The organism is Geodermatophilus sp. SYSU D00079 (genome assembly GCF_054050635.1).
Genome location: NZ_JBJGZS010000033.1, coordinates 1 through 25970, shown reverse-complemented (window position 1 = coordinate 25970; position 25970 = coordinate 1). Strand labels below are relative to the sequence as shown.

The following is a 25970-nucleotide window of genomic DNA, read 5'->3' as shown; positions in this document are numbered from 1 at the left end:
GGAACGCGCTCTCCGATGCTGACCATCGACTCCCTCCGGGTCACGTACGGCGGCGCCGTCCAGGCGGTCCGCGGCGTCTCCATGGAGGTCCCCGACGGGACCGTCGTCGCGGTCCTGGGCAGCAACGGCGCCGGCAAGAGCACGCTGCTGCGGACCATCTCGGGCACCCTGCGACTGCACCGCGGACGCGTCGACGAGGGCACCGTGCGCTTCGACGACACCGACCTCACCAACCGGGACGCCGGGCAGATCGTGCGGCGGGGGGTCGTCCAGGTCCCCGAGGGACGGCGGATCTTCGGCCGGCTCACCGTCGAGGAGAACCTGCGGGCCGGTGGGATGGGCAACCGGGACCGCGCCGCCAAGGCCGCGGCGCACGCCCGGGTGCACGACCTGTTCCCCGTGCTGCGCGAGCGGGCCTCCCAGCGCGCCGGCCTGCTCTCCGGTGGGGAGCAGCAAATGCTGGCCATCGGCCGGGCGCTGATGGCCAGCCCCCGGCTGCTCCTGCTCGACGAGCCCTCGCTGGGCCTGGCCCCTCGCGTGATCGGGCAGATCGGCGAGGTCGTCGCGGAGATCAACCGGCAGGGGACGTCGGTGCTGCTCGTGGAGCAGAACGCCACGATGGCGCTCGGTGTGGCCGACCGGGCCTACGTGCTCGACGTCGGCCGGGTCTCCCTCTCCGGTGCGGCGGCCGAGCTCGCCCGGACCGACGAGGTCCAGCGGCTCTACCTGGGCTCCGGCGAGGGGCTGCCCGAGCAGCAGGTCGCCCGGGGGCCGCGCCGCACGCTGTCCCGGTGGACGGCGTGACCGCGGCCGACGCGGACGGGACGCAGACCCGGTCCGACGTCCCGCCGGTGGAGGTGTCGCACGTCAGCGTCCGGTTCGGCGCGATCCGGGCGCTCAACGACGTGTCCTTCACCGTGGCGCCGGGGACGATCCACGCGATCATCGGCCCGAACGGCGCGGGCAAGTCCACGCTGTTCAACGTGCTGTCGGGCGTCTACAAGGCCGCCGAGGGCGAGGTCCGGTTCGGGGACGCGCGGCTGGACCTCATGCGGCCGTTCCAGATCGCCGGGGTCGGCGTGGCCCGGGCCTTCCAGAACATCGCCCTCTCCGGCGCCCAGACCGTCGCCGAGAACCTCATGCTGGGCCGGCACCACCTCACCCGGGCCGGCTTCCTGTCCTCGGGGCTGCGGCTGCCGCGGGCCACGCGCGAGGGCCGGGTGCACGGGGAGCGGATCCGGGAGATCGCGGAGTTCCTCGACCTCGGCGACAAGTTGCACACCCCGGTGGGCGTGCTGTCCTACGGCGACCAGAAGCGGGTGGAGGTCGCCCGCGCCCTGTGCATCGAGCCGCGGCTGCTCCTCCTCGACGAGCCGGTCGCCGGCATGAACGCCGAGGAGACCGCCCGGATGGCCGAGGCGATCCGGGAGATCCGCTCGGCGCTGGGCATCTCGGTGGTCCTCGTCGAGCACGACATGGGGATGGTCATGTCGCTGGCCGACCGGGTCACGGTGCTCGACTTCGGCCGCCGCATCGCCGACGGCACCCCTGCCGAGGTGCAGTCCGACCCGGAGGTCATCCGGGCCTACCTGGGGTCCGGTGACGAGGACAGCCCCTCGGCAGCGGTCGCCCACCAGTCCACCGAGGCCCCGGGGAGCCGGCCGTGAACCAGTTCCTGTCCCTGCTGCTCAACGGCATCTCGCTGGGCGCCATCTACGCGCTGATCGCGCTCGGCTTCGTGATCATCTTCAAGGCCAGCGAGGTGGTCAGCTTCACCCACGGGTCGCTGCTGCTGCTGGGCGCCTACACGATGGCGCGGCTGTCCGAGCCGCTCGGGTTCCTGCTCGCCGTCCTGGCCGGGATCGCGGTGACCGCGCTGGCCGCGCTGGTCATCGAGCGGCTGATCATCAACCGGCTCCGGGGCGCCCCGGTGATCAGTCTGGCGATCGTCACGATCGGCGTGGACATCATCCTGCTGACCGAGCTGATCCGGCGGATCGGCCCGGACATCCTCAACGTGCCGCACCCGTGGGGCGGCGACTCGGTCCGCGTCCTCGGGATCGGCATCAGCCAGAACCGGCTCATCGCCATGGTGGTCGCGGGGCTGCTGATCGTCGTGTTCTTCGTGGCGTTCAAGTACTCCAGCTGGGGCGTGGCGATGCGCGCCTCGGCGGAGGACGGCGAGGCGGCGGCCCTCATGGGCATCCGGCAGGGGCGGGTGTCCGCGCTGGCCTGGGTCGTCGCCGGCGTCCTCGCCGCGGTGGCGGCGCTGTTCCTGGTCGGCGCCCCGACCCCCGGCGTCAGCGCGGCCGCCTACACCGTGGCCCTGCGGGCCTTCCCCGCGGCGATCCTCGGCGGGCTGGACTCGACCGGTGGCGCCCTGGTGGGCGGGTTGCTGATCGGGCTGGCCGAGTCCTTCGCCGCCGGCTACCAGGAGCACCTGCTGTTCCTGGGCCGGGGGTTCGGCGAGGTCGTGCCCTACGTCGTGATGATCGCCGTCCTGCTGGTGCGGCCGTCGGGGCTGTTCGGCACGAGGGAGCTGACCCGTGTCTGAGCAGACGATCCCGGCCGTGCGGAGCCGGACCGGGCGCGACGCGGCCGACCCGCCCGCCCGGCGCCGCCGCTCGCTGCTGCGGCCGCTCCTGCTGGTCGCCTGCCTGCTGGTCCTGCTGGCCCTCCCGCTGTACGTGGAGGAGTTCTGGCTGCGCACCGGCTTCGCGGTGTTCGGCGCGATGGTCGGGGCGATCGGGCTCAACCTGCTCGTGGGCACCACCGGGCAGCTGTCGCTCGCGCACGCCTTCTTCCTGGCCATCGGCGCCGTCAGCTACGTCTACGTCTCCGGGGAGTCCGGCGGCCTGGGCACGCGGGCCGGGCTGCAGGGGCTCGGGCTGCCCCCGGTCGTCGGCATGGTCGTCGGCGTGCTCCTGGCCGGCCTCGCCGGCCTGCTGTTCAGCCCGATCGCGGCCCGGCTGCGGGGCATCTACCTCGGCGTCGCCTCGCTGGGGCTGGTCTTCATCGGCACCCACCTGCTCAACACCTGGACGCCGGTCACCGGTGGGTTCAACGGCCGGTCGGCGCCGGAGTTCTCCCTGTTCGGGTTCACGTTCGGCAACTCCGACCCGCAGCTGTTCGTCCTCGGCGTCCCCTTCCGCGAGGCCGAGCGGCTCTGGTACCTCGGGCTGGTCCTCGCGCTGGCCGCCTACGTGTTCGCCCGCAACCTGCTGCGCAGCCGGCCGGGCCGCGCGCTGCAGACCCTGCGGGACAGCGAGGTCGCCGCGTCGGTCATGGGCGTCAACGTCCAGGCCTACAAGGCACGGGTCTTCCTGGTGAGCTCGATGTACGCCGGGCTGGCCGGCGTCATGTACGCGCTGTCCATCGGCAGCATCGCGCCCGAGTCGTTCACCCTCGTCGTCTCCATCCAGTACCTCGCCATGATCGTCCTGGGCGGGCTGGGCTCGGTCGGCGGCGCGGCGCTCGGCGCGCTGTTCGTCACCGCCCTGCCGCTGGCGTTCCAGCAGTACGCCGACGTGCTGCCGCTGGTCAGCGGCGCGGGCGAGGGCGGGCTGTCGGCCAGCCTCGCGGCCCGCTACCTCTACGGCGCCGCGATCATCCTCGTCGTCGTCTTCGAGCCGGCCGGCCTGGCCGGGATCGCCCACCGCTTCCGCCGCCGGGGCCGAGATCCCGGCGGCGGAGATCGTCCGGGCCCGTCACCGGGCCCCGACGGCAGTCCCACCAGCCCCGTCCCATCCGATCGACCGGCACGAGGGAGCAGCAGCACATGAGAGCAGGGAAGCAAGTGCGCGGGGCGGCGGTCCTGGCCGCCGCCGTGGTCGTGACCGCCGCCGGCTGCAGCACCAAGGCGCCGGACAGCGGCGGCGGTGGCGGCGGTGGTGGCGGCGGCGGGGCGGGGGACGTCGCGACCGACATCGGCATCGAGGGCACCACGATCCGGCTCGGCGTCCTCACGGACCTGACCGGGGTCTTCGCGGCGCTCGGCACGGACATCACCAACGCCAACACCCTGTACTGGCAGGACAACCAGGTCTGCGGCACCTACGACGTCGAGCTCGACGTCCAGGACACCGGCTACGTCCCCCAGAACGGCGTCCAGCTCTACAGCGGCATGAAGGACAGCATCCTCGCGATGCAGCAGACGATCGGCTCGCCCATCAACACCGCGCTGGCCCCGGAGTACGAGGCCGACCAGATCGTGAACTTCCCGTCGGCGTGGGGCCGCACGCTCACCGAGATCCCCGGCACCGGCGTCATGGGCGCCACCTACGACGTGGAGATCGCCAACGGGTACGCCTACCTCTTCGAGCAGGGCCTGCTCGAGGAGGGCGCCACCGTCGGGCACATCTACTTCGAGGGCGAGTACGGCGAGAACGGCCTGGCCGGCAGCGAGGCGGTGGCCGAGGCGCGGAACCTGACGATCATCCCCGCGCAGATCAAGGCCACCGACCAGGACATGACCGCGCAGGTCACCCAGTTCGCGGCGGCCGGGGTCGACGCGATCGCGCTGACCGTCGCACCGGCGCAGACCGCGTCGGCGGCGGCCGTGGCCGCGGCGCAGGGCCTGGACGTGCCGATCCTGGGCAGCAACCCGGTGTTCGCGCCGGGGCTGCTGCAGGGCCCGGCCGCGCAGGCGCTCAAGGACAACCTCTACGTCGCCTCGCCGATCTCGGCGTGGGACCAGCACCCCGACGAGCTCGAGCAGTACCAGGCCGCCTACCCGGAGGCCACCAACCCCAGCCTCGGGGCGCTGCTCGGCCTGGGCATGGCCCGGGCGATGAACGAGGTGCTCGACGCGGCCTGCGAGAGCGGTGACCTCACCCGGGAGGGCGTGGTCACCGCCTTCAACGAGCTCGACGAGGTCGACACCGGCGGGCTCATCGTGCCGATCGAGGGCTTCGAGCTGGGCGTGTCGCCGAGCACGCAGAGCTACATCCTGCGGCCGGCCGACGTCCCCGGCGGCGCCACCGTCGTCCAGGAGGCGTTCGAGGGGGAGTTCGCGGCCGACCTGGCCGGCTGACCGTGCCCTGACCCCGCACGAGCACGCGGCGGCCGGCCCCTCGCAGCGGCGGGGGCCGGCCGCCGTCGACGTCCAGGGGAGGCCGCCGCCCCGGCGGAGGGCGGACAGGAGGACACTCGGGGCGCTGACGAGGACGAACGAGGAGGACCCCGTGCGTGATGCGGTCATCTGCGAGCCCCTGCGGACCCCGGTGGGCGGCTTCGGCGGCTCACTCCGCGACGTACCCGTGCAGGAGCTGGCCGCCACGGTGATCCGTGCCGTCATGGAGCGCACCGGGCTGCCGCCGGAGTCGGTGGACGACGTCCTGCTGGGCCACTGCTACCCGACGATGGAGGCCCCGGCCCTCGGCCGCGTCGCCGCCCTGGACGCCGGCCTGCCGGTGACCGCCTCCGGTCTGCAGATCGACCGGCGCTGCGGGTCGGGGCTGCAGGCGGTCGTGTACGCCGCGATGCAGGTGCAGTCCGGCGCCGCCGACGTCGTCCTGGCCGGTGGCGCGGAGTCGATGAGCAACGCGCCGTTCTACTCGACCGCGATGCGCTGGGGGGTCAAGGCCGGCCCCGGCGTCATGCTCAACGACGGGCTGGCCCGCGGCCGCGTCACCGCCGGCGGCCAGAACCACCCGGTGCCCGGCGGCATGCTGGAGACCGCGGAGAACCTGCGGCGCGAGTACTCGATCGGCCGCCAGGAGCAGGACGAGTACGCCGTCCGCAGCCACCAGCGGGCCGCGGCCGCCACCGAGGCCGGCCGGTTCGCCGACGAGATCGTGCCGGTGACGGTGCGGTCGCGGAAGGGCGAGACCGTCGTCGACCGCGACGAGCACATCCGCCCCGACTCCAGCGTCGAGACCCTCGCCAAGCTGCGGCCCATCCTCGGCAAGGACGACCCCGAGGCCACCGTCACCGCCGGCAACGCCAGCGGGCAGAACGACGGCGCGGCCATCTGCGTGGTCACCTCCCCGGAGAAGGCCGCCGAGCTCGGGCTGCGCCCGCTGGCGAGGCTGGTCTCGTGGGGCGTCGGTGGCGTGCCGCCGAAGACCATGGGCATCGGGCCGGTGCCGGCCACGGCCAAGGCGCTGGCGCTGGCCGACGTCAAGCTCGCCGACGTCGACCTGATCGAGCTCAACGAGGCGTTCGCCAGCCAGGTGCTCGCCGTCGCCCACGAGTGGGGCTTCACCGACGCCGACTGGGAGCGCACGAACGTCAACGGCTCGGGCATCTCCCTGGGCCACCCGGTCGGCGCGACCGGTGGCCGCATCCTCGCCACCCTGCTGCGGGAGATGGACCGCCGCGAGGCGCGGTACGGCCTGGAGACGATGTGCATCGGCGGCGGCCAGGGCCTGGCCGCGCTGTTCGAGCGCGTCTGAGCCGGCCGGTCCCTCGCGCCGTGGTCGGGGCTCCGGGCAGGATGCGCCAGGAGCCCCGACCACCCGAGGAGACCCCGGCATGAGCGAGTCCTCCCAGCGCGTCGCCGTCGTCACCGGTGCCGCCCGCGGCATCGGGGCGGCCACCGCCCAGCGGCTGGCCGCCGACGGGTTCGCCGTCGCCGTGCTCGACCTGCGGGAGGACGACGCCGCCGGCACCGTGGCCGCGGTCCAGGCCGCGGGCGGGCGGGCGCTGGCCGTGGGCGCCGACGTCGGCGACCCCGCCCGGGTGCAGGCCGTCGTCGAGCGGATCGCCGCCGAGCTGGGCCCGCCGGTGGTGCTGGTGAACAACGCCGGGGTCACCCGGGACAACCTGCTGTTCAAGATGACCGACGCCGACTGGGACGTCGTCATGCACGTGCACCTGCGCGGGTCGTTCCTCATGACGCGGGCCGTGCAGGCGCACATGGTCGAGGCCGGGTGGGGCCGGATCGTGAACCTGTCCAGCACCTCGGCGCTGGGCAACCGGGGCCAGGTCAACTACGCGACGGCCAAGGCCGGGCTGCAGGGGTTCACCAAGACCCTCGCGATCGAGCTCGGGCGGTTCGGTGTCACCGCCAACGCGGTCGCGCCGGGGTTCATCGTCACCGAGATGACCCGGGCCACCGCCGCCCGGATCGGTGAGGAGTGGGAGCCCTACGTCGCCAAGCGCGCCGCGGCGATCCCGGTGAACCGCGCCGGCCAGCCCGAGGACGTCGCGCACACCGTCTCGTTCCTCGTCAGCGAGGGCGCCGGCTTCGTCTCCGGCCAGGTCATCTACGTCGCCGGCGGCCCCCGCACCTGAGCGGCCCCGTCCCGGGCACCGCCGCGAGCGGTGGGGAGGACGGGGCCTCCCTCAGGTGCGCTCGGGGTAGCGGGCCCGGACGAAACAGAACGCGCCGAACGCGGCGATGCCGAGCGCGACCAGGGTCAGCAGCACCTGGCCGAACGGGGCGTCGAGGACGGTGCGCAGCGCGCCGTCCAGACCCGAGGCCTTGGCCGGGTCGAAGGTGACCGCCGCGTAGACCAGCAGCCCGCCGACCAGGCCGAGCGCGACGCCCTTGGCGGGGAAGCCGACCAGGCCCAGCTTCTCGACGAGCTGCCGGGTGCGGGTGGGGGCCTGGGCGAGGTCGATCTGCTTGAGGAAGCGCTTCGAGACGCCCTTGTAGACGTGGTACGCGCCGACGCCGATGACGACCAGCCCCACCAGGCCGACCAGCCACCGCCCGCCGGGCCAGCCGAAGACGCCGGCGGTCTGCTGCTGTTGCTCCCCGGCACTGGACTGCCCGCCCCCGGTGGCGAAGCGGAGGGCGAGCACCGCGAGGGCGGCGTAGACGACCGCCTTGGCCACCGACTTGACGATCTTGGTGACCGCCTTCTTGCGGGCGTCGCCGGACGCCGACAGGCCGCTGCGCCAGCGCAGCACCTCGGCGGCCTGCCACAGCGCCAGGGCGATCATCCCGATGGCGATCACCCACAGCAGCGGCCTGCCCAGGGGCTGCTCGGCCACCGTGGCGAGGGCGCCGGACTGGTCGGCCGACTCCCCGCTCCCGCCGCTCCAGGCCAGTTGGAGCGCCAGCCAGGCCAGCAGCACGTGCACGACGCCGTACGCGATCAGGCCCACCCGCGCCAGGTGCTCGAGGGCGTCGCTGTTGCCCGCCCGGTCGGCGGCCGATCCGACCGTCCCACGCCCGCTCATCGCCGGCTCCTTCCGCTCCGACCCCCGGGAGGGGAGCGTGGCACGGAAACCGCTCCACCGCTGGCCGGAGCGCTGCGGGGCCGTGACCGGTCGCACGGCGGCGGACCGGCGGGCGTGAGGGACACTGACACCCGTGGTAGACGGCGCATCGGTGTTGACGGCGGAGCGGACGACCCCCGAGGAGGCGCGCCGCACGTGGCCACGGTGGCTGGCCGGTGGGCTCGCGCTGGTGGTCCTCGCGGTGGTCGCGGTGTTCTGGGACGGCGGCGGAGCCCGCCTGCTGCTCGGCGCGATCGGCGTCCTCGCCGCCGGTCGCGGCCTGCTGCTGACCCGCGCCACCGGGCGCGCCCGGGGTACCGGTGCGGCGCTGGTGGTCGCCGGGCTGGCCGCCGTGGTCGTGGCCGCGCTCTGGGCGGGCGTTGCCGGCTGGGTGCTGCTGGTGGGGGTGCCGGCCGGCCTGCTGGCCGGGGCGCTGACGCTGCTCGCCCGCGGCGGCGCGATCCGCCGCAACGCCCAGGCCGCGCTGGTGTGGGGCGTGCTGGTCACCGCGCTGCTGGTCGTCACCGGCCTGGCCACCACCTGGAGCCGCGCCGCCGACGGCGCCGCGGTGGTGGCCGCGCTGGGCGTCGGCCTGCTCGGTGTGTTCCTGCTGGTCGGCGCGCTGAACCTGCGGACGCTCGCGGCCCGGCCGCCGGCGCCGGTCCGCCCGGCCGGGTGCGCCGGCTGCGCCTGCGGTGCCGGGGGCTGCGGCTCCGCCTGACCCGGGTCACCCGCCGGCGCGGGCCGGGCCGGGCCGGGCCGGTCAGCGGTCGGGCCGGTTCCGGTTACCGGGCGGCGCAGCGGGCAACCTCCGTTGCGTGAGCGGACACGTCTTCGTCGTGGGGGCGGACCTGCGCCGGCTGGTCTGCGACGACGTCCTGGTGCCGACCGACCGCTCGCTGCGGGTGGGCAGCGGCTGGCGCGAGCTGCTGCCGGCCGACCTGGTGCTCAGCGAGGACGACGCCGGTGTCTGCCTGGACCTGCGGTGGGACGGCGACGAGCGGGTGCGGCCGGTGCCCGGCGACAGCCCGCGGCGGCTGTGGCTGGTGGACACCGTCGACGCCGGCGAGCCGGACTCCGACGACGCGCTGCCGCGGCTGCTGGACGGCGCCCGGGAGGCACTGGCCGCGGTCGCTGACCGGGAGGTGCCCACGCCGGTGCACGGCCGGGCCCGCCGGCTGGTCGCGCTGCCCGCGCTGGGCACCGGCTGGGGCGGGGCGGCCGGCCGGCGCGGCACCCTGCTGCAGCAGCTGCTGCCCGTGCTGCGGGAGGCGGCCGCGGACCACGGCTTCGACGTGGCGCTGGTGCTGCACGGGCCGAGCGACCTGGCCGCCGCCCAGCGGGTGCGCCGGGGTGAGGAGGACTGCTGGGACCTGCCGCGGCACCTGCGGGAGCTCGCCGAGGACCTCGGGGAACGGGCGCGGCGGGGTCAGCTGGCCGCGTTCGTCGGCGCCGGGGTGAGCGCGGCGGCCGGTCTGCCGACGTGGGAGCAGCTGCTCGACGAGCTGGCCGAGCGGACCGGCCTGACCGGGGAGCTGCGCGAGGGTCTGGCCCGCCTGCCGGCCCAGGACGCCGCGGCGTTGCTGGCCCGCGAGCTGGGCCGCGAGCGGCTGGAGTCCTTCGTCAAGGAGCGGTTCGGGCCCGCCCGGTACGCGCTGGCGCACGCGCTGATCGCCGACCTGCCGGTGCAGGAGTTCGTCACCACCAACTACGACCCCCTGGTGGAGCTGGCCGCCGCCGACATCGGCCGGGACCTCTCGGTGCTGCCCTTCGACGAGGCCGAGCCCGGCCGGCCGTGGCTGCTCAAGCTGCACGGGGACGCCGCGCACCCGGAGAGCATCGTGCTGACCCGCGAGGAGTACCTCCGGTTCGGCGACTCCCGGGCGGCGCTGGCCGGGGTGCTGCACTCGCTGCTGCTCACCCGGCACGTGCTGTTCGTCGGCACCTCGATGCAGGACGACGACCTGATCCGCATCGCCCACCAGGTGCGCAGCGCCGCCCAGGGACGCAGCGCCACCCCCCGCCGGCGCAGCGGCACGGTGCTCGCCCTCCAGGAGGACCCGGCGCGCGCCCGGCTGTGGGAGCGGGACGTCGAGACCGTCGCCATGTCGCCCGCGGACGCGCCCGCCGCGGAGGCCGCCCGCCTGCTCGAGGTGCTCCTGGACCTGATCGGCTGCCTGTCCACCCCGCCGACCGGGTACCTGCTCGACCCGGCCTACCGCGGCCTGCTCAACGAGGAGGAGCGGGCACTGGCCGAGGCCCTGCGCGTGGTGGAGCAGGCGATGCCGCCGGAGGCGGGCACGGCCGCGACGCAGGAGGTGGCCGCGCTGCTGCGCCGGCTCGGCTCCCCGGACTGCGGCGCAGGCAGGGGACCGGCCCCGGCGGACGGCGCGACCGACGTCGATGACGACCGCCTGCAGCAGCAGCGCCCGGGGTGAGGTTGCGGCCGGCTCCCGACTGGGCACGGTGCCCCTCATGCGTCGCCCCCGCCTCGACAACAGTGTCCGGTTGCTCACCCAGGGCTACGCCTGGCTGCCCGACAAGCGGCGGCAGCTGGGCCGGCGCACCGTCGCCACCCGGCTGGGCGGGCTGCCCGCCTACGGCATCGAGGGCCCGGAGGCGGCGCGGTTCCTCTACGACGAGGCCCACGTCCGCCGGGCGCACGCCATCCCGGAGCCGGTGCAGGGCACCCTGTTCGGCAAGGGGGCGGTGCACACCCTCGACGGCCACGAGCACCGCGTGCGCAAGGCGATGTTCGTGGCCCTGCTCATGGACGACGCCCGCATCGGCCCGCTGGTCGACCGGGTCACCGCGGCCTGGGACGCCGCCGTCCCCGGGTGGGTGCACCGGGAGCAGATCGTGCTGTTCGAGGAGGCGCGGGTCGTGCTCACCCGGGCGGTCTGCGACTGGGCCGGCGTCCCGCTGGCCGATGACGCCGAGGTGGCCGCGGTCGCGCGGGACCTGACCGCGCTGGTCGACGGCTTCGCCACCGGCGGGCCGCGGCACTGGCGGGCCCGGCGCGCCCGGGGCCGGCGCGAGGCGTGGCTGGCCCAGCTGGTGGAGGACGTCCGCAGCGGTGCGGCGTCGGTGCCGGACGGGTCGGTCGTGTCCGTGGTGGCCCGGCACCGGGACGCCGACGGCGAGCAGCTGGACCCGCGCGTCGCGGCGGTGGAGATCCTCAACGTCGTCCGGCCGACGGTGGCGATCAGCTGGTTCGTGGCGTTCTCCGGGCACGCGCTGGCCCGGTGGCCCCGCTTCCGGGAGCGGCTGGCCTCGGGCGAGCCCGCGTTCGCCGAGGCCTGGGCGCACGAGGTGCGCCGGTTCTACCCGTTCGCGCCGTTCATCGGCGGGCGGGCGCCGCACGCGGTCGAGTGGGACGGCCAGCGCATCCCGGCGAACGCGATGGTGCTGCTGGACCTCTACGGGCAGGACCACGACGCCGAGCTGTGGGGCGACCCCTACGTCTTCCGGCCCGAGCGCTTCCTCGACCGGGAGATCGGCGCCTTCGAGCTGGTGCCGCAGGGCGCCGGCGACCCGCGCACCAACCACCGCTGCCCCGGGGAGCAGGTCACGGTGGCGGTGCTGGCCGCGCTGGCCGTCCGGCTGGCCCGCCTGCAGGTCGACGTCCCCGAGCAGGACCTCACCATCTCGCTGCGGCGCATCCCCGCCATCCCGGCCAGCGGCGTGGTCCTGCGGGTGCACGGCACCGCGTGACCGCCGCAGTCGTCCAGTGGCACAGCGTCACGGGCACGCCCGCGCCGGAACCGGGGCCGTCCGGTCCGTGGTCTGATCGGGCCCGGAGCGCCGGGGGAAGGCGCTCCCGGGGGAGGTCCGGGATGGGCAGGTGGCTGGTCGCGCTGGCCGGCGCGGTCGGGTTGCTGGTGCTCGTGGTCGGCCTGGTGTGGGCCGAGCTCGACGTCGCCTCGACCGGCGGCATGGGGCTGGTCGGCCTGGGCGTGCTCGTCCTCCTGGGCGCCGCCCTCGTCGCCGGCGCCGCCGAGGCCCTTCCGCACCTGACCCGGCGGCACCGTCCTGCCGGGCACCCCACCGTCCGGCGCCGCTGAGCCGGGGCCGGTCGACGCGGGAGGGCCTCAGGCCTCCAGCAGGCGGACGCCGGTGGCGCGGAGCTCCCGGACGGCCGGAGCGTCCGCGGGTGCGTCGGTGACCACCCCCGCGACCGCGGCGAGGGGGAGGACGGCGAACGGCGAGGCCGCTCCCACCTTCTCCCGGCTGGCCAGCACGTAGGTGTCGGCGGCCCGCCGGGCCAGCGCCCGCTTCATCGCGGCCTCCTCGGCGTCGCCGGTGGTGAGCCCGGCCTCGGCGTGCACGCCGGTGACGCCGAGCAGGAAGACGTCGGCCGCGACCAGCGCGGTGGCCTCGACGGCGGCCGCGCCGCAGGCCACCACGGAGTGCTTGAACAGCCGTCCGCCGATCAGGTGCACCTCGACGCGGGGGTGCTCCACCAGGGCGACGGCGACCGCGGGGCTGTGGGTCACGACGGTGGCCGCGAGGTCCCGGGGGAGCGCGCGGGTGACCGCGAGGGCCGTCGTGCCGCCGTCCAGGAGCACGGTGCTCCCCGGGCGGACCAGCTGCGCGGCGCGCGCGGCGACCCGCTCCTTGCTCTCGACGGCGATGCCGCGCCGCGTGGCGGAGTCGGCGACGGCGGGGGACACCGGGAGCGCGCCCCCGTAGACCCGCTGGCAGAGCCCGGCCGCGGCGAGCTCCCGCAGGTCGCGACGGACGCTGTCCTCCGACACCCCGAGCTCGGTGGCGAGTTCCTTGGCAACCAGGCGGCCGTCGGTGCGCAGGCGGTCCAGCAGCAGATCGCGGCGGTGGGCGGCGAGCATGCACGTTCCTCCTTGTTTCCGCACGATTCTGCACTATGGTCGGCGGCCATGACGACTCCCGTGCAGGTCCCCGGTGTCGACGTCCCCGACGCCCGCGGTCGCGTCGGCCTGGACCGGGTGGGGTGGGGGCTCACCGGCAACGCCGACGTCCGGGTCACCGATGTCGAGCTGCTCGCCACCGCCTGGCACGTGCTGCGGCGGACCACGTTCGAGTACCGGCACGCCGACGGGCGCTGGACCACCGAGCAGCGGGAGACCTACGACCGCGGCAACGGGGCGACGATCCTGCTGTACGACGTCGCGCGGGGCACCGTGCTGCTGTCCCGGCAGTTCCGCTACCCGGTCTACGTCAACGGCCACCCCGACGGCCTGCTGGTGGAGACGGCGGCCGGCCTGCTCGACGACGACGACCCCGAGACCGCGATCCGCCGCGAGGCCGAGGAGGAGCTCGGCGTGGCGGTCGGCCCGCTCGAGCACGTCTTCGACGTCTTCATGAGCCCCGGGTCGGTGACCGAGCGGCTGCACTTCTACGCCGCCCCGTACACCCCCGGGGACCGCACCGGCGCCGGCGGCGGGCTGGCCGAGGAGGGCGAGGACATCGAGGTGCTGGAGCTGCCGTTCCCCGAGGCGCTGGCCATGGTCGACGACGGCCGGATCGCCGACGCCAAGACGATCATGCTGCTGCAGTGGGCGGCGCTGCGGGGACCGTTCTCGCGGGGCTGAGCGGCCGGAGGGGCGGGGACGACCGTCCCCGCCCCTCGCGACCGGGTCAGGCCAGGCGGGCCAGCTCCGCGGGCAGCGCGCCGGGGGAGAGGACGCCGAGCCGCTGCGTGGAGCGGGTGAGCGCGACGTACAGGTCGTTGTGGCCGCGCACCCCCTCGTCGAGCACGCCCTGCGGGTCCACGAGCAGGACCGCGTCGAACTCCAGGCCCTTGGCCTCGGTCGGGGTGATGACCACCGGGCCGAGGGAGGAGTCGGCGTCGGGCCCCGAGGAGACGCCGTCCACCCGCTCGGCGAGGGCGGCGGCCACCTGCGCCACCCGGCTCGCGGGCACGATGACCGCGGTGGTGCCCTCGTGCTGCGCCCACCCGGCCACCACCTCGGCGGCCCGGTCGGCCAGGTCGGCGGTGCCGGTCACCTCGGCCCACGGGGCCTCGGTGCCGGGCCGGACCGACCGCGGCGCGGTCGCGCCGGTGCCGCCGGCGGCGAGCACGTCGGCGGCCACGGCCATGATCTCGGCCGGCGTGCGGTAGTTGACGGTCAGCTCCTCCAGCCGCCACGCGGCGCCGACGTGCGGCTCCAGCGTCGCGGCCCACGCCGACGCGCCGGCCAGGGTGCCGGTCTGCGCGAGGTCGCCGACGGCGGTCATCGACCGGGTCGGGCAGCGGCGGACCAGCAGCCGCCAGGCCATGGGGGAGAGCTCCTGGGCCTCGTCGACGACGACGTGGCCGAAGGTCCAGGTGCGGTCGGCCGCGGCCCGCTCGGCGGTGGTGCGGGTGTCGACCGCCTGGTGCCGCTCGGCCAGCTCCTCGGCGCCGATGAGGTCGCCGGCGCTGAGCACCTCGGCCTCGAGGTGCTCGTCCTCCAGGTCGACCGACCGGGAGCCGTGCAGCACGTCGAGGGTCTCCTGGGCCTCGGCCAGCCGGCGGCGGCGGTCCCGCTCGGCGCGGGCGCGCTGGGCGCTGTCGTCGAAGCCGAGCAGCTCCTCGGCCTCCTCCAGCAGCGGGACGTCGGCCGGCGTCCACGGTGCGGTGCGCGGCCGGTGCAGCAGCGCCCGCGTCGCGTCGTCCCACTCCGGGGTGGCGCGCTCGATGCGGGCCGGGTCGGCGTAGAGGTCACGCAGCAGCCGCTCCGGGGTGAGCACCGGCCACAGCTCCTCGACCAGCGCCCGGACGGCGTGGTCCTCGGCGACCTCCTTGCGCAGGGCGGAGAGGTCCTCGCGGTCCAGCAGGTTCACCCCGCCGCGGACGTCGGCGCCGATCTTCTCCGCGTAGCGCTTGGCGAGGGTGTCGACGATGCGGCGGGCGAACTCCGGACGGGCGAGGTTGTGCAGCCGGTCGGCCTTGCGGGCGGCGTTCTGCGCCCGCCGCACGTCGATGGGGCGCAGCCGCAGGACGAAGCCGTCGACGGTGAGCTCGCGCGGGCCGTCGGGCACGACCTGCCGGTCGGCGACGGCGGCCTGCAGCACCCCCACCATCTCCAGCCCGCCCTTGACGGCGGCCACCTCCGGCGCCTCCTCGCCGCGGGCGTCCAGGCCGGGGCGCAGCTGACCGAGCCCGGACAGCAGCACGCCGGTCTCGCCCAGGGAGGGCAGCACGTCGGCGATGTAGCGCAGGAAGGTCGGCGTCGGCCCCACGACGAGCAGGCCGCGGCGGGCCAGGCGCTCGCGGTGGGTGTAGAGCAGGTAGGCCGCGCGGTGCAGCGCGACGGCGGTCTTGCCGGTGCCCGGCCCACCCTGGACGACGAGGACGCCGCGGTCGTCGGCGCGGATGATGCGGTCCTGCTCGGCCTGGATGGTGCGGACGATGTCGGTCATCCGGCCGGTGCGGGCGGTGTCCAGCGCGGCCATGAGCGCGGCCTCGCCGGTGAGGTCGGAGCCGGCGACCCCACCGGTCAGGACCTCGTCGTCCAGCCGGACGACGGTGCGCCCGCGGGTGCGGATGTGCCGCCGCCGGGACACGCCGAGCGGGTGCACCGGGGTGGCGGTGTAGAAGGGCCGGGCGGCCGGCGCCCGCCAGTCGACGAGGGCGGGGTCGCCGCCGGCGTCGTCGGCGGCCAGGCCGATCCGGCCGATGTAGAGCGGGCCGTCCTCGTCACGGTCGATGCGGCCCACGCACAGGCCGGCCTCGGCGGCGTCGAGGGCGGTGACCCGCTCGGTCTGGAACCGCACGGTGGCGTCGCGCTCCTGCAGCGCCTGCGGGTCGACCGCGGGCCAGGAGATGGCCTGCTTGAGCCGGTGCGCGGCCAGGTCGCGGGCTGCGTCGAGCCGGCCGTAGAGCTCCTTCACGTACTGCTGTTCGGCGTCGATGTCGGGATGGGGAACGACCTCGGGCTGCGTCGTCGGCACTGCGCTCTCTCTGTCGGCGTCGTCCTGAACGGGAACAGGCACGGGACAAGGCAAACGCCCATGGTGCCCCCGCATTCCCGCCTCCGGTGGCAGGCGCCGCCGCCGACCAGGTCGGTGGGCCTGGCCGGCGGCGTCGCCGTGCCCGTCGTCGGGCGCTCAGCCCGCGAGCAGCCGGCGCAGCCAGCGGGTGCGGGCCGCCCGGGCCTCCCGCGAGATCGCCGCCTCCGGCGCGAAGCCGTCGAAGCCGTGGAAGCCGCCGGGCCACACGTGCAGCTCGGCCCGCCCCCCGGCCTGCCAGATCCGGGTGGCGTAGGCGACGTCCTCGTCGCGGAAGGTCTCCGCCGAGCCGACGTCGACGAACGCCGGGGGCAGCCCGGACAGGTCGGTGGCGCGCGCCGGTGCGGCGTAGGGGGAGACGTCGGGGCCGCCGCGGGCGGCACCGAGCAGCGCCGTCCAGCCGGTGTCGTTGGCGGTGCGGTCCCACACGCCGAGGCCGGCCATCTGGTGGGCGGAGACGGTGTCGTTGCGGTCGTCGAGCATGGGGCACAGCAGCAGCTGCCCGGCCAGCGCGGGCCCGCCGCGGTCCCGCGCCATGAGGGCCAGCGCGGCGGCCAGCCCACCGCCGGCGCTGACCCCGCCGACGACGATCCGCGCCGGGTCGATGCCGAGCTCCTCGGCGTGCTCGGCGGTCCAGACCAGCCCGGCGTAGCAGTCCTCGACCGGACCGGGGTGCGGCGTCTCCGGCGCCAGCCGGTACTCGACCGAGACCACCGCCATGCCGAGCTCCTCGGCGTGCTCGACGGCGCCGAGCACCCCGGAGCGGTTGTCGCCGATGACCATCCCGCCGCCGTGGGTGTAGAAGATCGCCGGCGTGGGGGCGGACGCGCCCGTCGGCCGGCAGATCAGCAGCGAGACCTCCGGCGCGCCCTCCGGGCCGGGCACCGAGCGCTCCTCGACGGTGAACGCACCGCCGCGGCGCAGGTCGTCGTCGGTGGGGCGCGGCATGAGCTCGGCCTGCCGCAGCGCCGGGATCACCTCGGCGGTCAGCGGGGTGGAGAACGCCTCGGCGAACTGCTCCAGCGCGACCGCGCACTCCGGGTCGAACGGGGGCGGCGGACCGATCTCGGCGGCGGGACCGGCGGGCTGCGACGTCAGTGTCACGGGACCTCCTGCGCTGGGGACGGCGGCCGGGTCTCGGCCGGCGCGCCCATCCTGGCGACCCGGGTCATCCCGCGTCGAGGTACGCGAGCAGCCGTCCGGCGAGCTCTGCCGGCCGGCTGAGCGCGACCAGGTGCCCACCGGGGACCTCGTCGACCGGCAGCCCCAGCCGTTCCGCGGCGACCCGCCGCTGGAAGGCCAGGGGGAAGAAGCGGTCGTCGCGGCCGGCCAGCACGCGGGTGGGGACGTCGGGCCAGCGGTCCAGCGGCCACGGCTCGGCGAACGGCGTCCCCGACTGGGCGGCCGGCGGCGGGCCGCCGGCCAGGACCGCGGGCGGGACGTCGTGGGTGAAGGCGTCGGCGAGGTCCCCGGGGTCGTACGGCCGGCCGTCGTCCCGGGCCGCCGCCGCCCGTGCCTCCTCCTGCCCGGTGGCCGCCCACCACTCCCCGCCGCTCTCCCCGGGCCGCGGCACCATCGCGTTGAGCAGGACCAGCAGGTCGACCGGGGCGCGGGTGGCCACCAGCGGCGCGGTGAGCCCGCCCATGGACTGGCCGACGACGACCAGCGGCCGGGTGGGGGAGTCGCCGATCGCGTCCAGGACCACCTGCGTGTACCGCCCGAGACCGGCGTCGTCGTCCCCCGCGGGCAGGTCGACCGGCACGGCGGCGCACCCGCGGCGCTGCAGCTCGGGCACCAGCCGGTGCCAGTACCAGGCCTGGCCGCCGGCTCCGGGCACGAGGACGAACGTGGCGCGCACACCCTCCCGACCGCCGGCGCGCCCCGATCTCATCGGCGCCCGGACCGGCTGCTGCTGCCGAGGTCACAGCGGGCGACCAGGACGGCAACCCGGAGGTCACCTGCGTGACACGTCCGCTACCTACCGTCGTCCGCGTACACCTGAGGAGGTAGCCATGACGACGCAGACCACCGCCCGCCGGACCCGTCGCACGACCGGGACGCGGACCCGCCCGCGCCCCGAGCGCAGCGCCTGGACCTGCTCCAACTGCCAGAAGGTCACGAACCCGCCGCGCAAGCGCTGCGCCGACTGCGGCACCTCCCGCTACTGACCGCGGGTCAGCGAGCGGGCGGCGCGCCCCGCAGCCGGACGACGGCGGCGCGGTAGCGGCCCCGGCCGGCCAGCCGCCACGCCAGGCGGGTGACCGGGGGGACGCCCGCGAGCAGGCGGGCGCGGTCGCCGGGGCAGGAGTCCTCGAGCGCGAGGCCGAGGACGAACAGCCGTTCGCGGCCGGTCAGCCCGCAGCGCGCGGTCCGGGCGATGGCCGCCCACGCCCCGGCGGGGAGCTCGGCGAGGAGGGGCAGCAGCTCCCGCTCCTCCGCCGCGGTCTGCGCGTCGACGGCGCCGGCGAGGTCGCGGCAGGCGACGGCGAAGGCGTCCCGCGCCGCGCCGGTGCCGGCGACAACCCACTGGCGGGCGGCGGTGGACAGGTCGCGCAGCCGGCAGTCCAGGCCCGCCGTCCGGGCCGTCCACTCGGCGACCCGCCGCCGGGCCACGGCGGACCGGTCGGCCGGCAGCGCCCGCAGCAGCGCCGGCCACAACCGGTCCCGCTCCGTCGCGTGGTGCTGCAGCAGCAGGCGGCCCACGAGGTCGGCGTGCCGGGTGAGGGCACGGGTGCGGTCGGCCTCGTCGGCCGGTGCCCAGGTGGCCAGCTCCGCCAGCAGGTGCAGCTCACGGCGGACCAGCTGGTGCAGCACGCGCTGGTGCGCCTCGGCCGGGCCGGGGGTGCCCGGGGCGGGGGTGGGCGCCGCTGCCGCGGCGGTCGGGGGAGCGGGGCGGGAGAGGACCGCGGCGGCGGTCATGGGGCACCTCGTCAGCGTCGGGCTCGTCGGGGACGGCGAGGAGCGTAGGGACCCCGCCGTCCCGGACGACAGGGTTTCCGGTCCCGTGCGGGCCGGGACAGCAGGATCTCCACCCCGGGGCGGACGGCGCGTCCGTCGCGGGACGGACGCGCCGCCTGCCCGAGGGGTCCGCCCCGCGGCGCGAGCGCCCGGGACACGGGGGCCCGTGGCCGGATACCGTCAGCCGGTGGGTGTGGTCACGCGCAACCGGGTCGGCGTCACCGGCGTCCCCGGCGGTCGCCCGATGGTCTTCGCCCACGGGTACGGCTGTGACCAGACCATGTGGCGGTTCGTCGTCCGGGAGTTCGAGGTCGACCACAGCGTCGTCCTCTTCGACCACGTGGGGTCGGGGAGGTCGGACCTCACCGCCTACGACCCGGTGAAGTACGGCTCGCTGCGCGGGTACGCCGCCGACGTCGTCGAGCTGTGCCAGGAGCTGGAGCTCACCGACGTCGTGTTCGTGGGGCACTCGGTCAGCGCGATGATCGGCGTCCTGGCCGCGCAGCAGGATCCCGGCCGGTTCGGGGCGCTGGTCATGGTCGGCCCCAATCCGCGCTACGTCGACGACGGTGACTACACCGGCGGCTTCTCCCGCGCCGACATCGTCGGGCTGCTCGAGTCGCTGGACAGCAACCACCTCGGCTGGTCGCAGGCCATGGCCCCCGTGATCATGGGCAACCCCGACCGGCCGGAGCTCACCGAGGAGCTGGCCAACAGCTTCTGCCGCACCGACCCCGACATCGCCCGCCAGTTCGCCCGGGTCACCTTCCTCTCCGACAACCGCGCCGACCTGCCCGGTGTCACCGTGCCGACGCTGGTGCTGCAGTGCACCGCGGACGCGATCGCGCCGGAGGTCGTGGGCCGCTACGTGCACGAGCACGTGCCCGGCAGCGTCTTCACCCAGCTGGCCGCGACCGGGCACTGCCCGCACCTGTCGGCGCCGGAGGAGACCGCGGCGGCGATCCGGGCCTTCCTCTCCCGCTGAGCCGCGGCCATGGACGAACGCAGCGAGCCGAAGCGACCCGACCACCCGTCCGGGCTGTACCGGCTGCTCGACGAGGACCCCGCGGACCTCTACGAGAGCGCGCCGTGCGGCTACGTCTCCATGCTCCCGGACGGCCGGGTGGTCAAGGTGAACCGCACCTTCTGCGAGTGGACCGGCCGGGACGCCGGGGAGCTGCTCGGCACCCGCCTCCAGGAGCTGCTCAGCATCGGCGGGCGGGTGTTCTACGAGACCCACATGGCACCCCTGCTGCGGATGCAGGGCGGGGTGCGGGAGGTGGCGCTCGACGTCGTCCGCGGGGACGGGTCGCTGCTGCCGTGCCTGGTGAACGTCGTCGAGGTGCGCGACGACGCCGGTGCGCCGGTGCTGCTGCGGGCCACGGTCTTCGAGGCCACCTCGCGCCGCCGGTACGAGCGCGCCCTGCTGGCCGCCCAGCGCGCGGCCGCGGAGTCCGAGGCGCGGTCGCACACGGTGCAGCAGGTCGTCTCCGAGCTGGCCGCCGCGACCACCGCCCGGGAGGTGGCCGACGTGGTCGTGTCCCGGGCGCGGCAGGCGGTCGGCGCCAGCGGCGCGGGGCTGTGGCTGGCCGCCGAGCGGCGCGCGGTCGACCGCCCGGGGACGTCGGTGCCGCCGGTCGAGCTGGTCGCCAGCGACGGGATCCCCGAGGACCTGCTGCAGGCGATGGGTGCGGCCGCGGCCGGGGGAGCGGAGCTGGTGCGCGGCGGCGGGGTGCACACGGTGCCGCTGGGCGCGGGCCTGCACGCGGTGTGGCCCGAGCTCGCCCGCGCCATGGACGACGCCGGCCAGGAGGCGCTGGTCGTCGTGGCGGTGAACGCCGACAGCCGGCACCTCGGGGCGCTGGTCCTGCTGCTCGGTGCGCTCGGGGACAGCGAGCTCATCGAGCTCACCGAGCCGGGCCGGCGCGGGTCGCTGTCCCAGGCCGACACGGACCTGCTGGACACGATCGGCCGGCAGACGGGGCAGGCGCTGGAGCGGGCCCGACTGTACGAGGAGACGGCCCGGCAGGCGGGGCGTTCGGCGTTCCTCCTCGACGCCGCCCGCCTGATGGCCTCCACCGTCGGGGTCGCCGAGACCGCCGAGCGGCTGGCCGAGCTGGCCGTGCCCCGGCTGGCCGACCTGTGCGTCATCGACCTCGCCACCGAGCACGGCCTGGTCCGGCCCGCGGCACGGCACGGCGACCCCCGGCGGCAGGCCGAGGTCGCCGAGCTGCAGGAGCGCCACCTGCCGCACCGCAGCACCCCGCACCCGAGCGTGCGGGCGATGACCGAGGGTCGGACGGTGTGGGTCCGGGAGGTCACCGACCGGTTCCTGGCCGAGATCACCGGCGACGAGCGGCACCTGGAGATCGCCCGGTCGCTGGACCTGAGGGCCCTGGTCTGCGTGCCGCTGATGGCGGAGGGGCGGGCGTTGGGCGTGCTGACCCTCGCCGCCGACCGCCGGCGCGGGCCGTTCACCGCCGCCGACGTCGAGGTGGCCGAGCAGCTGGCGCTGCAGGTGTCGCTGGTCGTGGACAAGGCCCAGCGCTTCGAGCGGGAGGCGCAGACGTCGCACACGCTGCAGCGCAACCTGCTGCCGCCGGTCCCGCCGTCGGTGCCCGGGCTCGCGCTCGCCGTCCGGTACCTGGCGGCCAGCCAGGGCGCCGACGTCGGCGGCGACTTCTACGACGTCGTCCCGCTGCCGGGCAGCGAGGTGGGGCTGGCCGTCGGCGACGTCGTCGGCCACGACATCACCGCCGCCGCGGTCATGGGGCAGCTGCGCAGCGTCTACCGCGCGCTGCTGGCCGACCGGCCGCCGCCGAGCGCGGTCATCGACCGGCTGCAGGCCGGGTGGTCGCTGCTGGGGTTGCAGCGGATGGCGACGGCGCTGTTCGCCGCGCTCGACCCGGCCACCGGCCAGCTGCGCATCGCCTCGGCCGGGCACCTGCCACCGCTGCTGGTCTCCGGCGGGCACGCCGAGCTGCTCGACGTCCGCCCGAGCCGGATGCTCGGGGCGCCTCCGGCGCCCGCGCCGGCGGCGGAGTGGGCCGGCGTGCTGCCGCCGGGGGCGACGCTGCTGCTCTACACCGACGGGCTGGTGGAGAGCCGCGACGCGGACCTCGACGTCGGCCTCGACGCGCTGCTGGAGGTGGCGGCCCGGGCGGACACGGCCGACCCCGACCGGCTGTGCGACCGGCTGCTCGGCGACCTCGCCGCTGGCGGCCGCGCCGACGACGTGGCGCTCCTGGCGATCACGCGGCTGCCCTAGCGCGGGACGCCACCGGCGCGCGACCATCGCGGGAGGGCACGTGCGGCGCGGGAGGCGGCCATGGAACGTTCCCCGAACCCGGTGACGGACGCCATCGACGGCGCCACCGGTGACATCACGATGTCCGGTGACGCGATGCGCTGGTCGCCCGAGCTGGCCGACGGGCACCCGCAGGTCGAGTCGACGGCGTTCCCCGGGGTGGACGTCGCGGCCGGCTTCGGCGCGCTCATCGGGCTGGACGGCGGCGGGATGCGGCGCCTGGTGACCGGCGCGGTGAGCTCGCTGGCCACGGTGGCCGGGGACGTCGTCTCCGAGCTGCGCCAGCTCACCCGCGCCCCCGACCCCGAGGACGACGCCACGACCGAGTGACCGCGGCCGGGGAGGCCGTCGCCGGCGGCGCCCTGTAGAACCGACGTCGGGAAGCACCACACCGACGTGGGGGGACGACCGCATGAGCAGCTCGCTGGGCCTGGCGCCCGCGCCGCCGTCCGAGGCCGCCGAACGGGTGCGCGCGGAGGTGCGGGAGTTCCTCGCCGCCGAGCTGGCCGCGGGCACGTTCACCACGCACGTCGACACCTGGCTGTCCGGCGTCGACCCGGCGTTCTCCCGGAAGCTCGGCGAGCGCGGCTGGCTGGGCATGACGTGGCCGCGGCGCTACGGCGGGCACGAGCGCTCGGCGATGGAGCGGTACGCGGTCACCGAGGAGCTGCTCGCGGCCGGGGCGCCGGTGGCGGCGCACTGGATCGCCGACCGGCAGTCGGGGCCCAACCTGCTGCGCTACGGCACCGAGGCGCAGCGGCAGGCGATCCTGCCGCGGATCGCCGCGGGGGAGTGCTTCTTCGTCATCGGCATGAGCGAGCCGGACTCCGGCTCCGACCTCGCCTCCATCCGCACCCGCGCCACCCGCGACGCCGACGGCGACTGGGTGGTCACCGGCGCCAAGGTGTGGACGTCGAACGCGCACCTCTCCCACTACGGGATCGTGCTGGTGCGCACCTCGCCCGCGGACCCGGCGAACCGGCACGCGGGGCTCTCCCAGCTGCTGGTCGACCTCTCGCTGCCCGGCATCACGGTCAACCCGATCCGCATCCTCGACGGCGGGCACCACTTCAACGAGGTGGTGTTCGACGACGTCGTCGTCCCCGGCGACATGCTGCTCGGCGAGGAGGGCGCGGGCTGGCACCAGGTGACCGCGGAGCTGGCGTTCGAGCGGTCCGGGCCGGAGCGGTTCCTGTCGACCTACCCGCTGCTCGCCGAGTTCGCCCGCCGCGCCTGCGACTCCGGGGACGCCGCGCAGCAGGCCACCCTCGGCCGGCTGTCGGCGCGGCTGCTGGCGCTGCGGCAGCTGTCCCTGCGCATCGCGGCGGCGCTGGACCGCGGGGAGCTGCCCGACATCCCCGCGGCGCTGGTCAAGGACGTGGGGACGACGTTCGAGGCCGACGTCATCGACGAGATCCGCCGGGTGGTGGAGGTGGTCCCGTCGCTGGACTCGCCGGACCCGCTGGGCCGGGCGCTGGCCGAGGCGCAGCTGCACGCCCCGGGGTACACGCTGCGCGGCGGGACCAACGAGATCCTGCGCGGGATCGTGGCGCGCGGGCTGGGGCTGCGGTGAGCGAGCAGGACCTGGTGGTCGCGACCGTCCGGGACATCCTCGCGCGGCACGAGCCGTTCGCGCTGTCCGCCGACCGGCCGTGGGACGCCGCCCTGTGGACCGACCTGGCCGACGCGGGGCTGACCGGCGTCGGGCTGCCCGAGGAGGCCGGTGGCTCCGGCGGCGAGGTGGCCGACGCGGTCGCGGTGGTGCGCACGCTGGCCGCCGGCGCGGCCGCGGTGCCGGTGGCCGAGCAGCTGCTCGTGGCCGGCCCCGCGCTGCTCGCCGTCGGCCTGGACCTGCCCGCGCCGGAGGAGCCGCTGACCATCGCCACGGGCGGGGTGGTGCACGCCGAGCCGGTCGACGACGGCGACGGGCCGGGGCGCTGGACGCTCACCGGCACGACCACCGACGTCGCCTGGTCGGGGGTGGCGCGACACGTCGCGGTCCTCGCGGCGGCACCGGCGGGCATCGAGGGCGCCGTCCTGGCCCTGGTGGACGCCGAGGGGCTGGCGACCAGCGAGGCGGCCAACCTGGCGGGGGAGCCGCGCGGGTCGCTGGTGCTGGGGGGCGCGCCGGCCAGTGGCGCGCTGCTGACCCCGGCGCGGGCGGCGGAGGTCCGAGCCCGGTTCGCGCTGGCGCGGGCGGTGCAGCTGTCCGCGGCGCTGGAGCGGGTGCTGGACATGACGGTGCGGTACGCCGGCGAGCGGGAGCAGTTCGGCCGGCCGATCGCGCGGTTCCAGGCCGTCCAGATGGAGCTGGCGGAGATGGCTGGGGAGGTCACCGCGGTCACCGCACTGACCGACGCCGCCGTCCAGGCGCTGGCGCGCGGGCAGGACGTCGTCCTGGCGGCCGCGGCGGCGAAGGTGCGGGCCGGTGCGGCGGTCGAGGTGGTGGCCCGGCTGGCACACCAGGTGCACGGGGCGATCGGCTTCACCCAGGAGCACGCGCTGCACCACCTCACGCGGCGCCTGTGGTCGTGGCGGGACGAGGCCGGCTCGGAGCTCACCTGGTCCACGGTGCTGGGGGTCGGGCTGCTGGCCGACGGCCCCGAGGGCCTCTGGCCCGCCCTCACCCGCGTCGTGTAGTCGAGCGGGGCGGGGGCCGGCGGCCCCCGCCCCGCTGCGGCCCGTCCCGGGCCTGCGAGGGCTTCCCTCAGACGGTCTCGGGGACGCGCAGGTGGTGCAGGACCAGCTCGAACTCGGCCACCTCGAGGATCTGCGCGCCCATCGCGGCGGCGAACTCCTCCCGGACCGCCGTCGCGTTGGTGCGTGACTGCTCCATCGTGGCCCGGTCGGCGTAGGTGACCGCGCCGGCGCCGCGGCCCTCCCGCCGGTCCATCATCAGGCTGGCGCTGCAGAAGCCGTCCATGTCCTCCAGCCGGGGCAGCAGGCTCATCTTGTAGGCGTCGACGACCCGCTCCACGTTCGACGGGTCGGTGCGGCTCCAGGTGACCCGGGTGCAGGCCCCGTCGGGGGCCTGGTGCGCGCGGTGCAGGACGGCGATCTCCCAGGTCTGCACCTCCGGCTGGCCGCCGAGGATCTGACTGGCGCGGTCCCGCATGGGTCCCACCCGGTCCATGGTGGCCCGCATCGCCTCCTCGCTCTGCCAGGCGCTGGTGACGATGCAGCGACCGGAGTCCCGGTCGGCGAGCATGGACAGGCCGATGCAGCCCTCCATCTGCTGGACCCTCGGCATCACCTCGTCGCGCATGTAGGCGGTCGCCTCGTCGATCGCCCCCGGGTTGCCGCGGACGGTGGTCGTTCGGGCGTACATGCCACCACTCCTCTCCGGAGGCGGCGGCGCCCCTGCGGCGTCGCCGCGGACGTGAGCCTCCTCGCCCTCCCGCGGGGAGGCAACGGTCCGGGGGGGGGGGGGGGGGGGGGGGGGGGGGGGGGGGGGGCGGGGGGGGGGCGGCGGGGGGGGGGGGGGGGGGGGGGGGGGGGGGGGGGGGGGGGGGGGGGGGGGGGGGGGGGGGGGCGGGGGGGCGGGGGGGGGCGGGGGGGGCGCGCG

At 76.1% G+C, this 25970-nt stretch carries 25 protein-coding genes; 18 read left to right on the top strand and 7 right to left on the bottom strand.

Annotated elements, in window-relative coordinates; all coding sequences use genetic code 11:
* The first annotated feature begins 15 nt into the window (after positions 1 to 15).
* The 7 genes from ACI79E_RS20235 (at position 16) to fabG (ending at position 7236) form a co-directional block, all read left to right on the top strand.
* On the top strand, positions 16 to 804 hold the full coding sequence (locus ACI79E_RS20235; RefSeq protein ID WP_456934368.1) for an ABC transporter ATP-binding protein: 789 nt from the start codon (positions 16 to 18) through the stop codon (positions 802 to 804).
* The gene (locus tag ACI79E_RS20230) at positions 792 to 1667 is read left to right on the top strand and encodes an ABC transporter ATP-binding protein (RefSeq protein WP_456934367.1); all 876 of its coding nucleotides are present in this window, start codon (positions 792 to 794) and stop codon (positions 1665 to 1667) included. The genes ACI79E_RS20235 and ACI79E_RS20230 overlap by 13 nt, the downstream gene beginning before the upstream one ends.
* Positions 1664 to 2554, top strand: a complete 891-nt coding sequence (locus ACI79E_RS20225) for a branched-chain amino acid ABC transporter permease (protein WP_456934366.1) — start codon at positions 1664 to 1666, stop codon at positions 2552 to 2554. The genes ACI79E_RS20230 and ACI79E_RS20225 overlap by 4 nt, the downstream gene beginning before the upstream one ends.
* Positions 2547 to 3782, top strand: a complete 1236-nt coding sequence (locus ACI79E_RS20220) for a branched-chain amino acid ABC transporter permease (protein ID WP_456934365.1) — start codon at positions 2547 to 2549, stop codon at positions 3780 to 3782. The genes ACI79E_RS20225 and ACI79E_RS20220 overlap by 8 nt, the downstream gene beginning before the upstream one ends.
* On the top strand, positions 3779 to 5032 hold the full coding sequence (locus ACI79E_RS20215) for an ABC transporter substrate-binding protein (RefSeq protein ID WP_456934364.1): 1254 nt from the start codon (positions 3779 to 3781) through the stop codon (positions 5030 to 5032). Before ACI79E_RS20220 ends, ACI79E_RS20215 begins: the two co-directional genes overlap by 4 nt.
* Positions 5033 to 5183: 151 nt before the next feature.
* Positions 5184 to 6395: an acetyl-CoA C-acetyltransferase gene (locus ACI79E_RS20210; protein ID WP_456934363.1), complete on the top strand. Its 1212-nt coding sequence runs from the start codon at positions 5184 to 5186 to the stop codon at positions 6393 to 6395.
* Positions 6396 to 6474: 79 nt separating this feature from the next.
* Positions 6475 to 7236 (top strand): 3-oxoacyl-ACP reductase FabG, encoded by a 762-nt coding sequence (gene fabG, locus ACI79E_RS20205; protein WP_456934362.1) that lies wholly within the window; start codon positions 6475 to 6477, stop codon positions 7234 to 7236.
* Positions 7237 to 7287: 51 nt separating this feature from the next.
* Here the strand turns inward: fabG and ACI79E_RS20200 are convergent, their stop codons facing one another.
* A complete protein-coding gene (locus tag ACI79E_RS20200) occupies positions 7288 to 8130 on the bottom strand; it encodes a DUF1206 domain-containing protein (RefSeq protein ID WP_456934361.1) in 843 nt (280 codons plus the stop codon).
* A gap of 133 nt (positions 8131 to 8263) precedes the next feature.
* Between ACI79E_RS20200 and ACI79E_RS20195 the strand changes: the two genes are divergently transcribed.
* The 4 genes from ACI79E_RS20195 to ACI79E_RS20180 all read left to right on the top strand — a co-directional run bounded on the left by ACI79E_RS20195 (position 8264) and on the right by ACI79E_RS20180 (position 12233).
* A complete protein-coding gene (locus ACI79E_RS20195) occupies positions 8264 to 8890 on the top strand; it encodes a hypothetical protein (protein ID WP_456934360.1) in 627 nt (208 codons plus the stop codon).
* A gap of 97 nt (positions 8891 to 8987) precedes the next feature.
* Positions 8988 to 10607, top strand: a complete 1620-nt coding sequence (locus ACI79E_RS20190; protein WP_456934359.1) for an SIR2 family protein — start codon at positions 8988 to 8990, stop codon at positions 10605 to 10607.
* Positions 10608 to 10644: 37 nt separating this feature from the next.
* Positions 10645 to 11883 (top strand): cytochrome P450, encoded by a 1239-nt coding sequence (locus ACI79E_RS20185; protein ID WP_456934358.1) that lies wholly within the window; start codon positions 10645 to 10647, stop codon positions 11881 to 11883.
* Between the two features lie 122 nt (positions 11884 to 12005).
* On the top strand, positions 12006 to 12233 hold the full coding sequence (locus tag ACI79E_RS20180) for a hypothetical protein (RefSeq protein WP_456934357.1): 228 nt from the start codon (positions 12006 to 12008) through the stop codon (positions 12231 to 12233).
* 27 nt (positions 12234 to 12260) lie between these two features.
* Here the strand turns inward: ACI79E_RS20180 and ACI79E_RS20175 are convergent, their stop codons facing one another.
* Positions 12261 to 13016, bottom strand: a complete 756-nt coding sequence (locus ACI79E_RS20175) for a DeoR/GlpR family DNA-binding transcription regulator (RefSeq protein ID WP_456934356.1) — start codon at positions 13014 to 13016, stop codon at positions 12261 to 12263.
* Between the two features lie 48 nt (positions 13017 to 13064).
* Between ACI79E_RS20175 and ACI79E_RS20170 the strand changes: the two genes are divergently transcribed.
* Positions 13065 to 13739 (top strand): NUDIX domain-containing protein, encoded by a 675-nt coding sequence (locus tag ACI79E_RS20170; protein ID WP_456934355.1) that lies wholly within the window; start codon positions 13065 to 13067, stop codon positions 13737 to 13739.
* A 46-nt stretch (positions 13740 to 13785) separates the two neighbouring features.
* Here the strand turns inward: ACI79E_RS20170 and ACI79E_RS20165 are convergent, their stop codons facing one another.
* The 3 genes from ACI79E_RS20165 to ACI79E_RS20155 form a co-directional block, all read right to left on the bottom strand.
* Positions 13786 to 16083, bottom strand: a complete 2298-nt coding sequence (locus tag ACI79E_RS20165) for a HelD family protein (protein ID WP_456934354.1) — start codon at positions 16081 to 16083, stop codon at positions 13786 to 13788.
* A 156-nt stretch (positions 16084 to 16239) separates the two neighbouring features.
* Positions 16240 to 17244, bottom strand: a complete 1005-nt coding sequence (locus ACI79E_RS20160) for an alpha/beta hydrolase (RefSeq protein ID WP_456934353.1) — start codon at positions 17242 to 17244, stop codon at positions 16240 to 16242.
* A gap of 64 nt (positions 17245 to 17308) precedes the next feature.
* Positions 17309 to 17998, bottom strand: coding sequence for an alpha/beta fold hydrolase (locus ACI79E_RS20155; RefSeq protein WP_456934352.1), 690 nt, complete (start codon positions 17996 to 17998; stop codon positions 17309 to 17311).
* A gap of 154 nt (positions 17999 to 18152) precedes the next feature.
* Here ACI79E_RS20155 and ACI79E_RS20150 point away from each other — a divergent pair, with 154 nt between their 5' ends.
* Positions 18153 to 18308: a hypothetical protein gene (locus tag ACI79E_RS20150; protein WP_456934351.1), complete on the top strand. Its 156-nt coding sequence runs from the start codon at positions 18153 to 18155 to the stop codon at positions 18306 to 18308.
* Between the two features lie 7 nt (positions 18309 to 18315).
* Here ACI79E_RS20150 and ACI79E_RS20145 read toward each other — a convergent pair whose 3' ends face one another.
* Positions 18316 to 19059 carry a hemerythrin domain-containing protein gene (locus tag ACI79E_RS20145; protein ID WP_456934350.1) on the bottom strand — a complete coding sequence of 248 codons (744 nt, stop codon included), beginning with the start codon at positions 19057 to 19059 and terminating at the stop codon, positions 18316 to 18318.
* Between the two features lie 226 nt (positions 19060 to 19285).
* Between ACI79E_RS20145 and ACI79E_RS20140 the strand changes: the two genes are divergently transcribed.
* The 5 genes from ACI79E_RS20140 (at position 19286) to ACI79E_RS20120 (ending at position 25045) form a co-directional block, all read left to right on the top strand.
* Complete coding sequence (locus ACI79E_RS20140) at positions 19286 to 20083, top strand: alpha/beta fold hydrolase (protein WP_456934349.1); 798 nt, start codon at positions 19286 to 19288, stop codon at positions 20081 to 20083.
* Positions 20084 to 20092: 9 nt separating this feature from the next.
* On the top strand, positions 20093 to 22366 hold the full coding sequence (locus ACI79E_RS20135; protein WP_456934348.1) for a SpoIIE family protein phosphatase: 2274 nt from the start codon (positions 20093 to 20095) through the stop codon (positions 22364 to 22366).
* 60 nt (positions 22367 to 22426) lie between these two features.
* Positions 22427 to 22735: a hypothetical protein gene (locus tag ACI79E_RS20130; RefSeq protein ID WP_456934347.1), complete on the top strand. Its 309-nt coding sequence runs from the start codon at positions 22427 to 22429 to the stop codon at positions 22733 to 22735.
* A gap of 82 nt (positions 22736 to 22817) precedes the next feature.
* Positions 22818 to 23978 (top strand): acyl-CoA dehydrogenase family protein, encoded by a 1161-nt coding sequence (locus tag ACI79E_RS20125; protein ID WP_456934346.1) that lies wholly within the window; start codon positions 22818 to 22820, stop codon positions 23976 to 23978.
* Positions 23975 to 25045, top strand: a complete 1071-nt coding sequence (locus ACI79E_RS20120) for an acyl-CoA dehydrogenase family protein (RefSeq protein WP_456934345.1) — start codon at positions 23975 to 23977, stop codon at positions 25043 to 25045. The genes ACI79E_RS20125 and ACI79E_RS20120 overlap by 4 nt, the downstream gene beginning before the upstream one ends.
* Positions 25046 to 25112: 67 nt before the next feature.
* Here ACI79E_RS20120 and ACI79E_RS20115 read toward each other — a convergent pair whose 3' ends face one another.
* On the bottom strand, positions 25113 to 25733 hold the full coding sequence (locus ACI79E_RS20115) for a putative quinol monooxygenase (RefSeq protein WP_456934344.1): 621 nt from the start codon (positions 25731 to 25733) through the stop codon (positions 25113 to 25115).
* Between the last annotated feature and the right edge of the window lie 237 nt (positions 25734 to 25970).

Bases quoted from the DNA above. Each gene is read 5' to 3' on its own strand.
- ACI79E_RS20130 (WP_456934347.1), top strand. From the start codon at position 22,427: ATGGAACGTTCCCCGAACCCGGTGACGGACGCCATCGACGGCGCCACC.
- ACI79E_RS20175 (WP_456934356.1), bottom strand. From the start codon at position 13,016: ATGCTCGCCGCCCACCGCCGCGATCTGCTGCTGGACCGCCTGCGCACC.
- ACI79E_RS20115 (WP_456934344.1), bottom strand. From the start codon at position 25,733: ATGTACGCCCGAACGACCACCGTCCGCGGCAACCCGGGGGCGATCGAC.
- ACI79E_RS20145 (WP_456934350.1), bottom strand. From the start codon at position 19,059: ATGACCGCCGCCGCGGTCCTCTCCCGCCCCGCTCCCCCGACCGCCGCG.
- ACI79E_RS20200 (WP_456934361.1), bottom strand. From the start codon at position 8,130: ATGAGCGGGCGTGGGACGGTCGGATCGGCCGCCGACCGGGCGGGCAAC.
- ACI79E_RS20150 (WP_456934351.1), top strand. From the start codon at position 18,153: ATGACGACGCAGACCACCGCCCGCCGGACCCGTCGCACGACCGGGACG.
- fabG (WP_456934362.1), top strand. From the start codon at position 6,475: ATGAGCGAGTCCTCCCAGCGCGTCGCCGTCGTCACCGGTGCCGCCCGC.
- ACI79E_RS20170 (WP_456934355.1), top strand. From the start codon at position 13,065: ATGACGACTCCCGTGCAGGTCCCCGGTGTCGACGTCCCCGACGCCCGC.
- ACI79E_RS20215 (WP_456934364.1), top strand. From the start codon at position 3,779: ATGAGAGCAGGGAAGCAAGTGCGCGGGGCGGCGGTCCTGGCCGCCGCC.
- ACI79E_RS20180 (WP_456934357.1), top strand. From the start codon at position 12,006: ATGGGCAGGTGGCTGGTCGCGCTGGCCGGCGCGGTCGGGTTGCTGGTG.
- ACI79E_RS20235 (WP_456934368.1), top strand. From the start codon at position 16: ATGCTGACCATCGACTCCCTCCGGGTCACGTACGGCGGCGCCGTCCAG.
- ACI79E_RS20135 (WP_456934348.1), top strand. From the start codon at position 20,093: ATGGACGAACGCAGCGAGCCGAAGCGACCCGACCACCCGTCCGGGCTG.
- ACI79E_RS20125 (WP_456934346.1), top strand. From the start codon at position 22,818: ATGAGCAGCTCGCTGGGCCTGGCGCCCGCGCCGCCGTCCGAGGCCGCC.
- ACI79E_RS20185 (WP_456934358.1), top strand. From the start codon at position 10,645: ATGCGTCGCCCCCGCCTCGACAACAGTGTCCGGTTGCTCACCCAGGGC.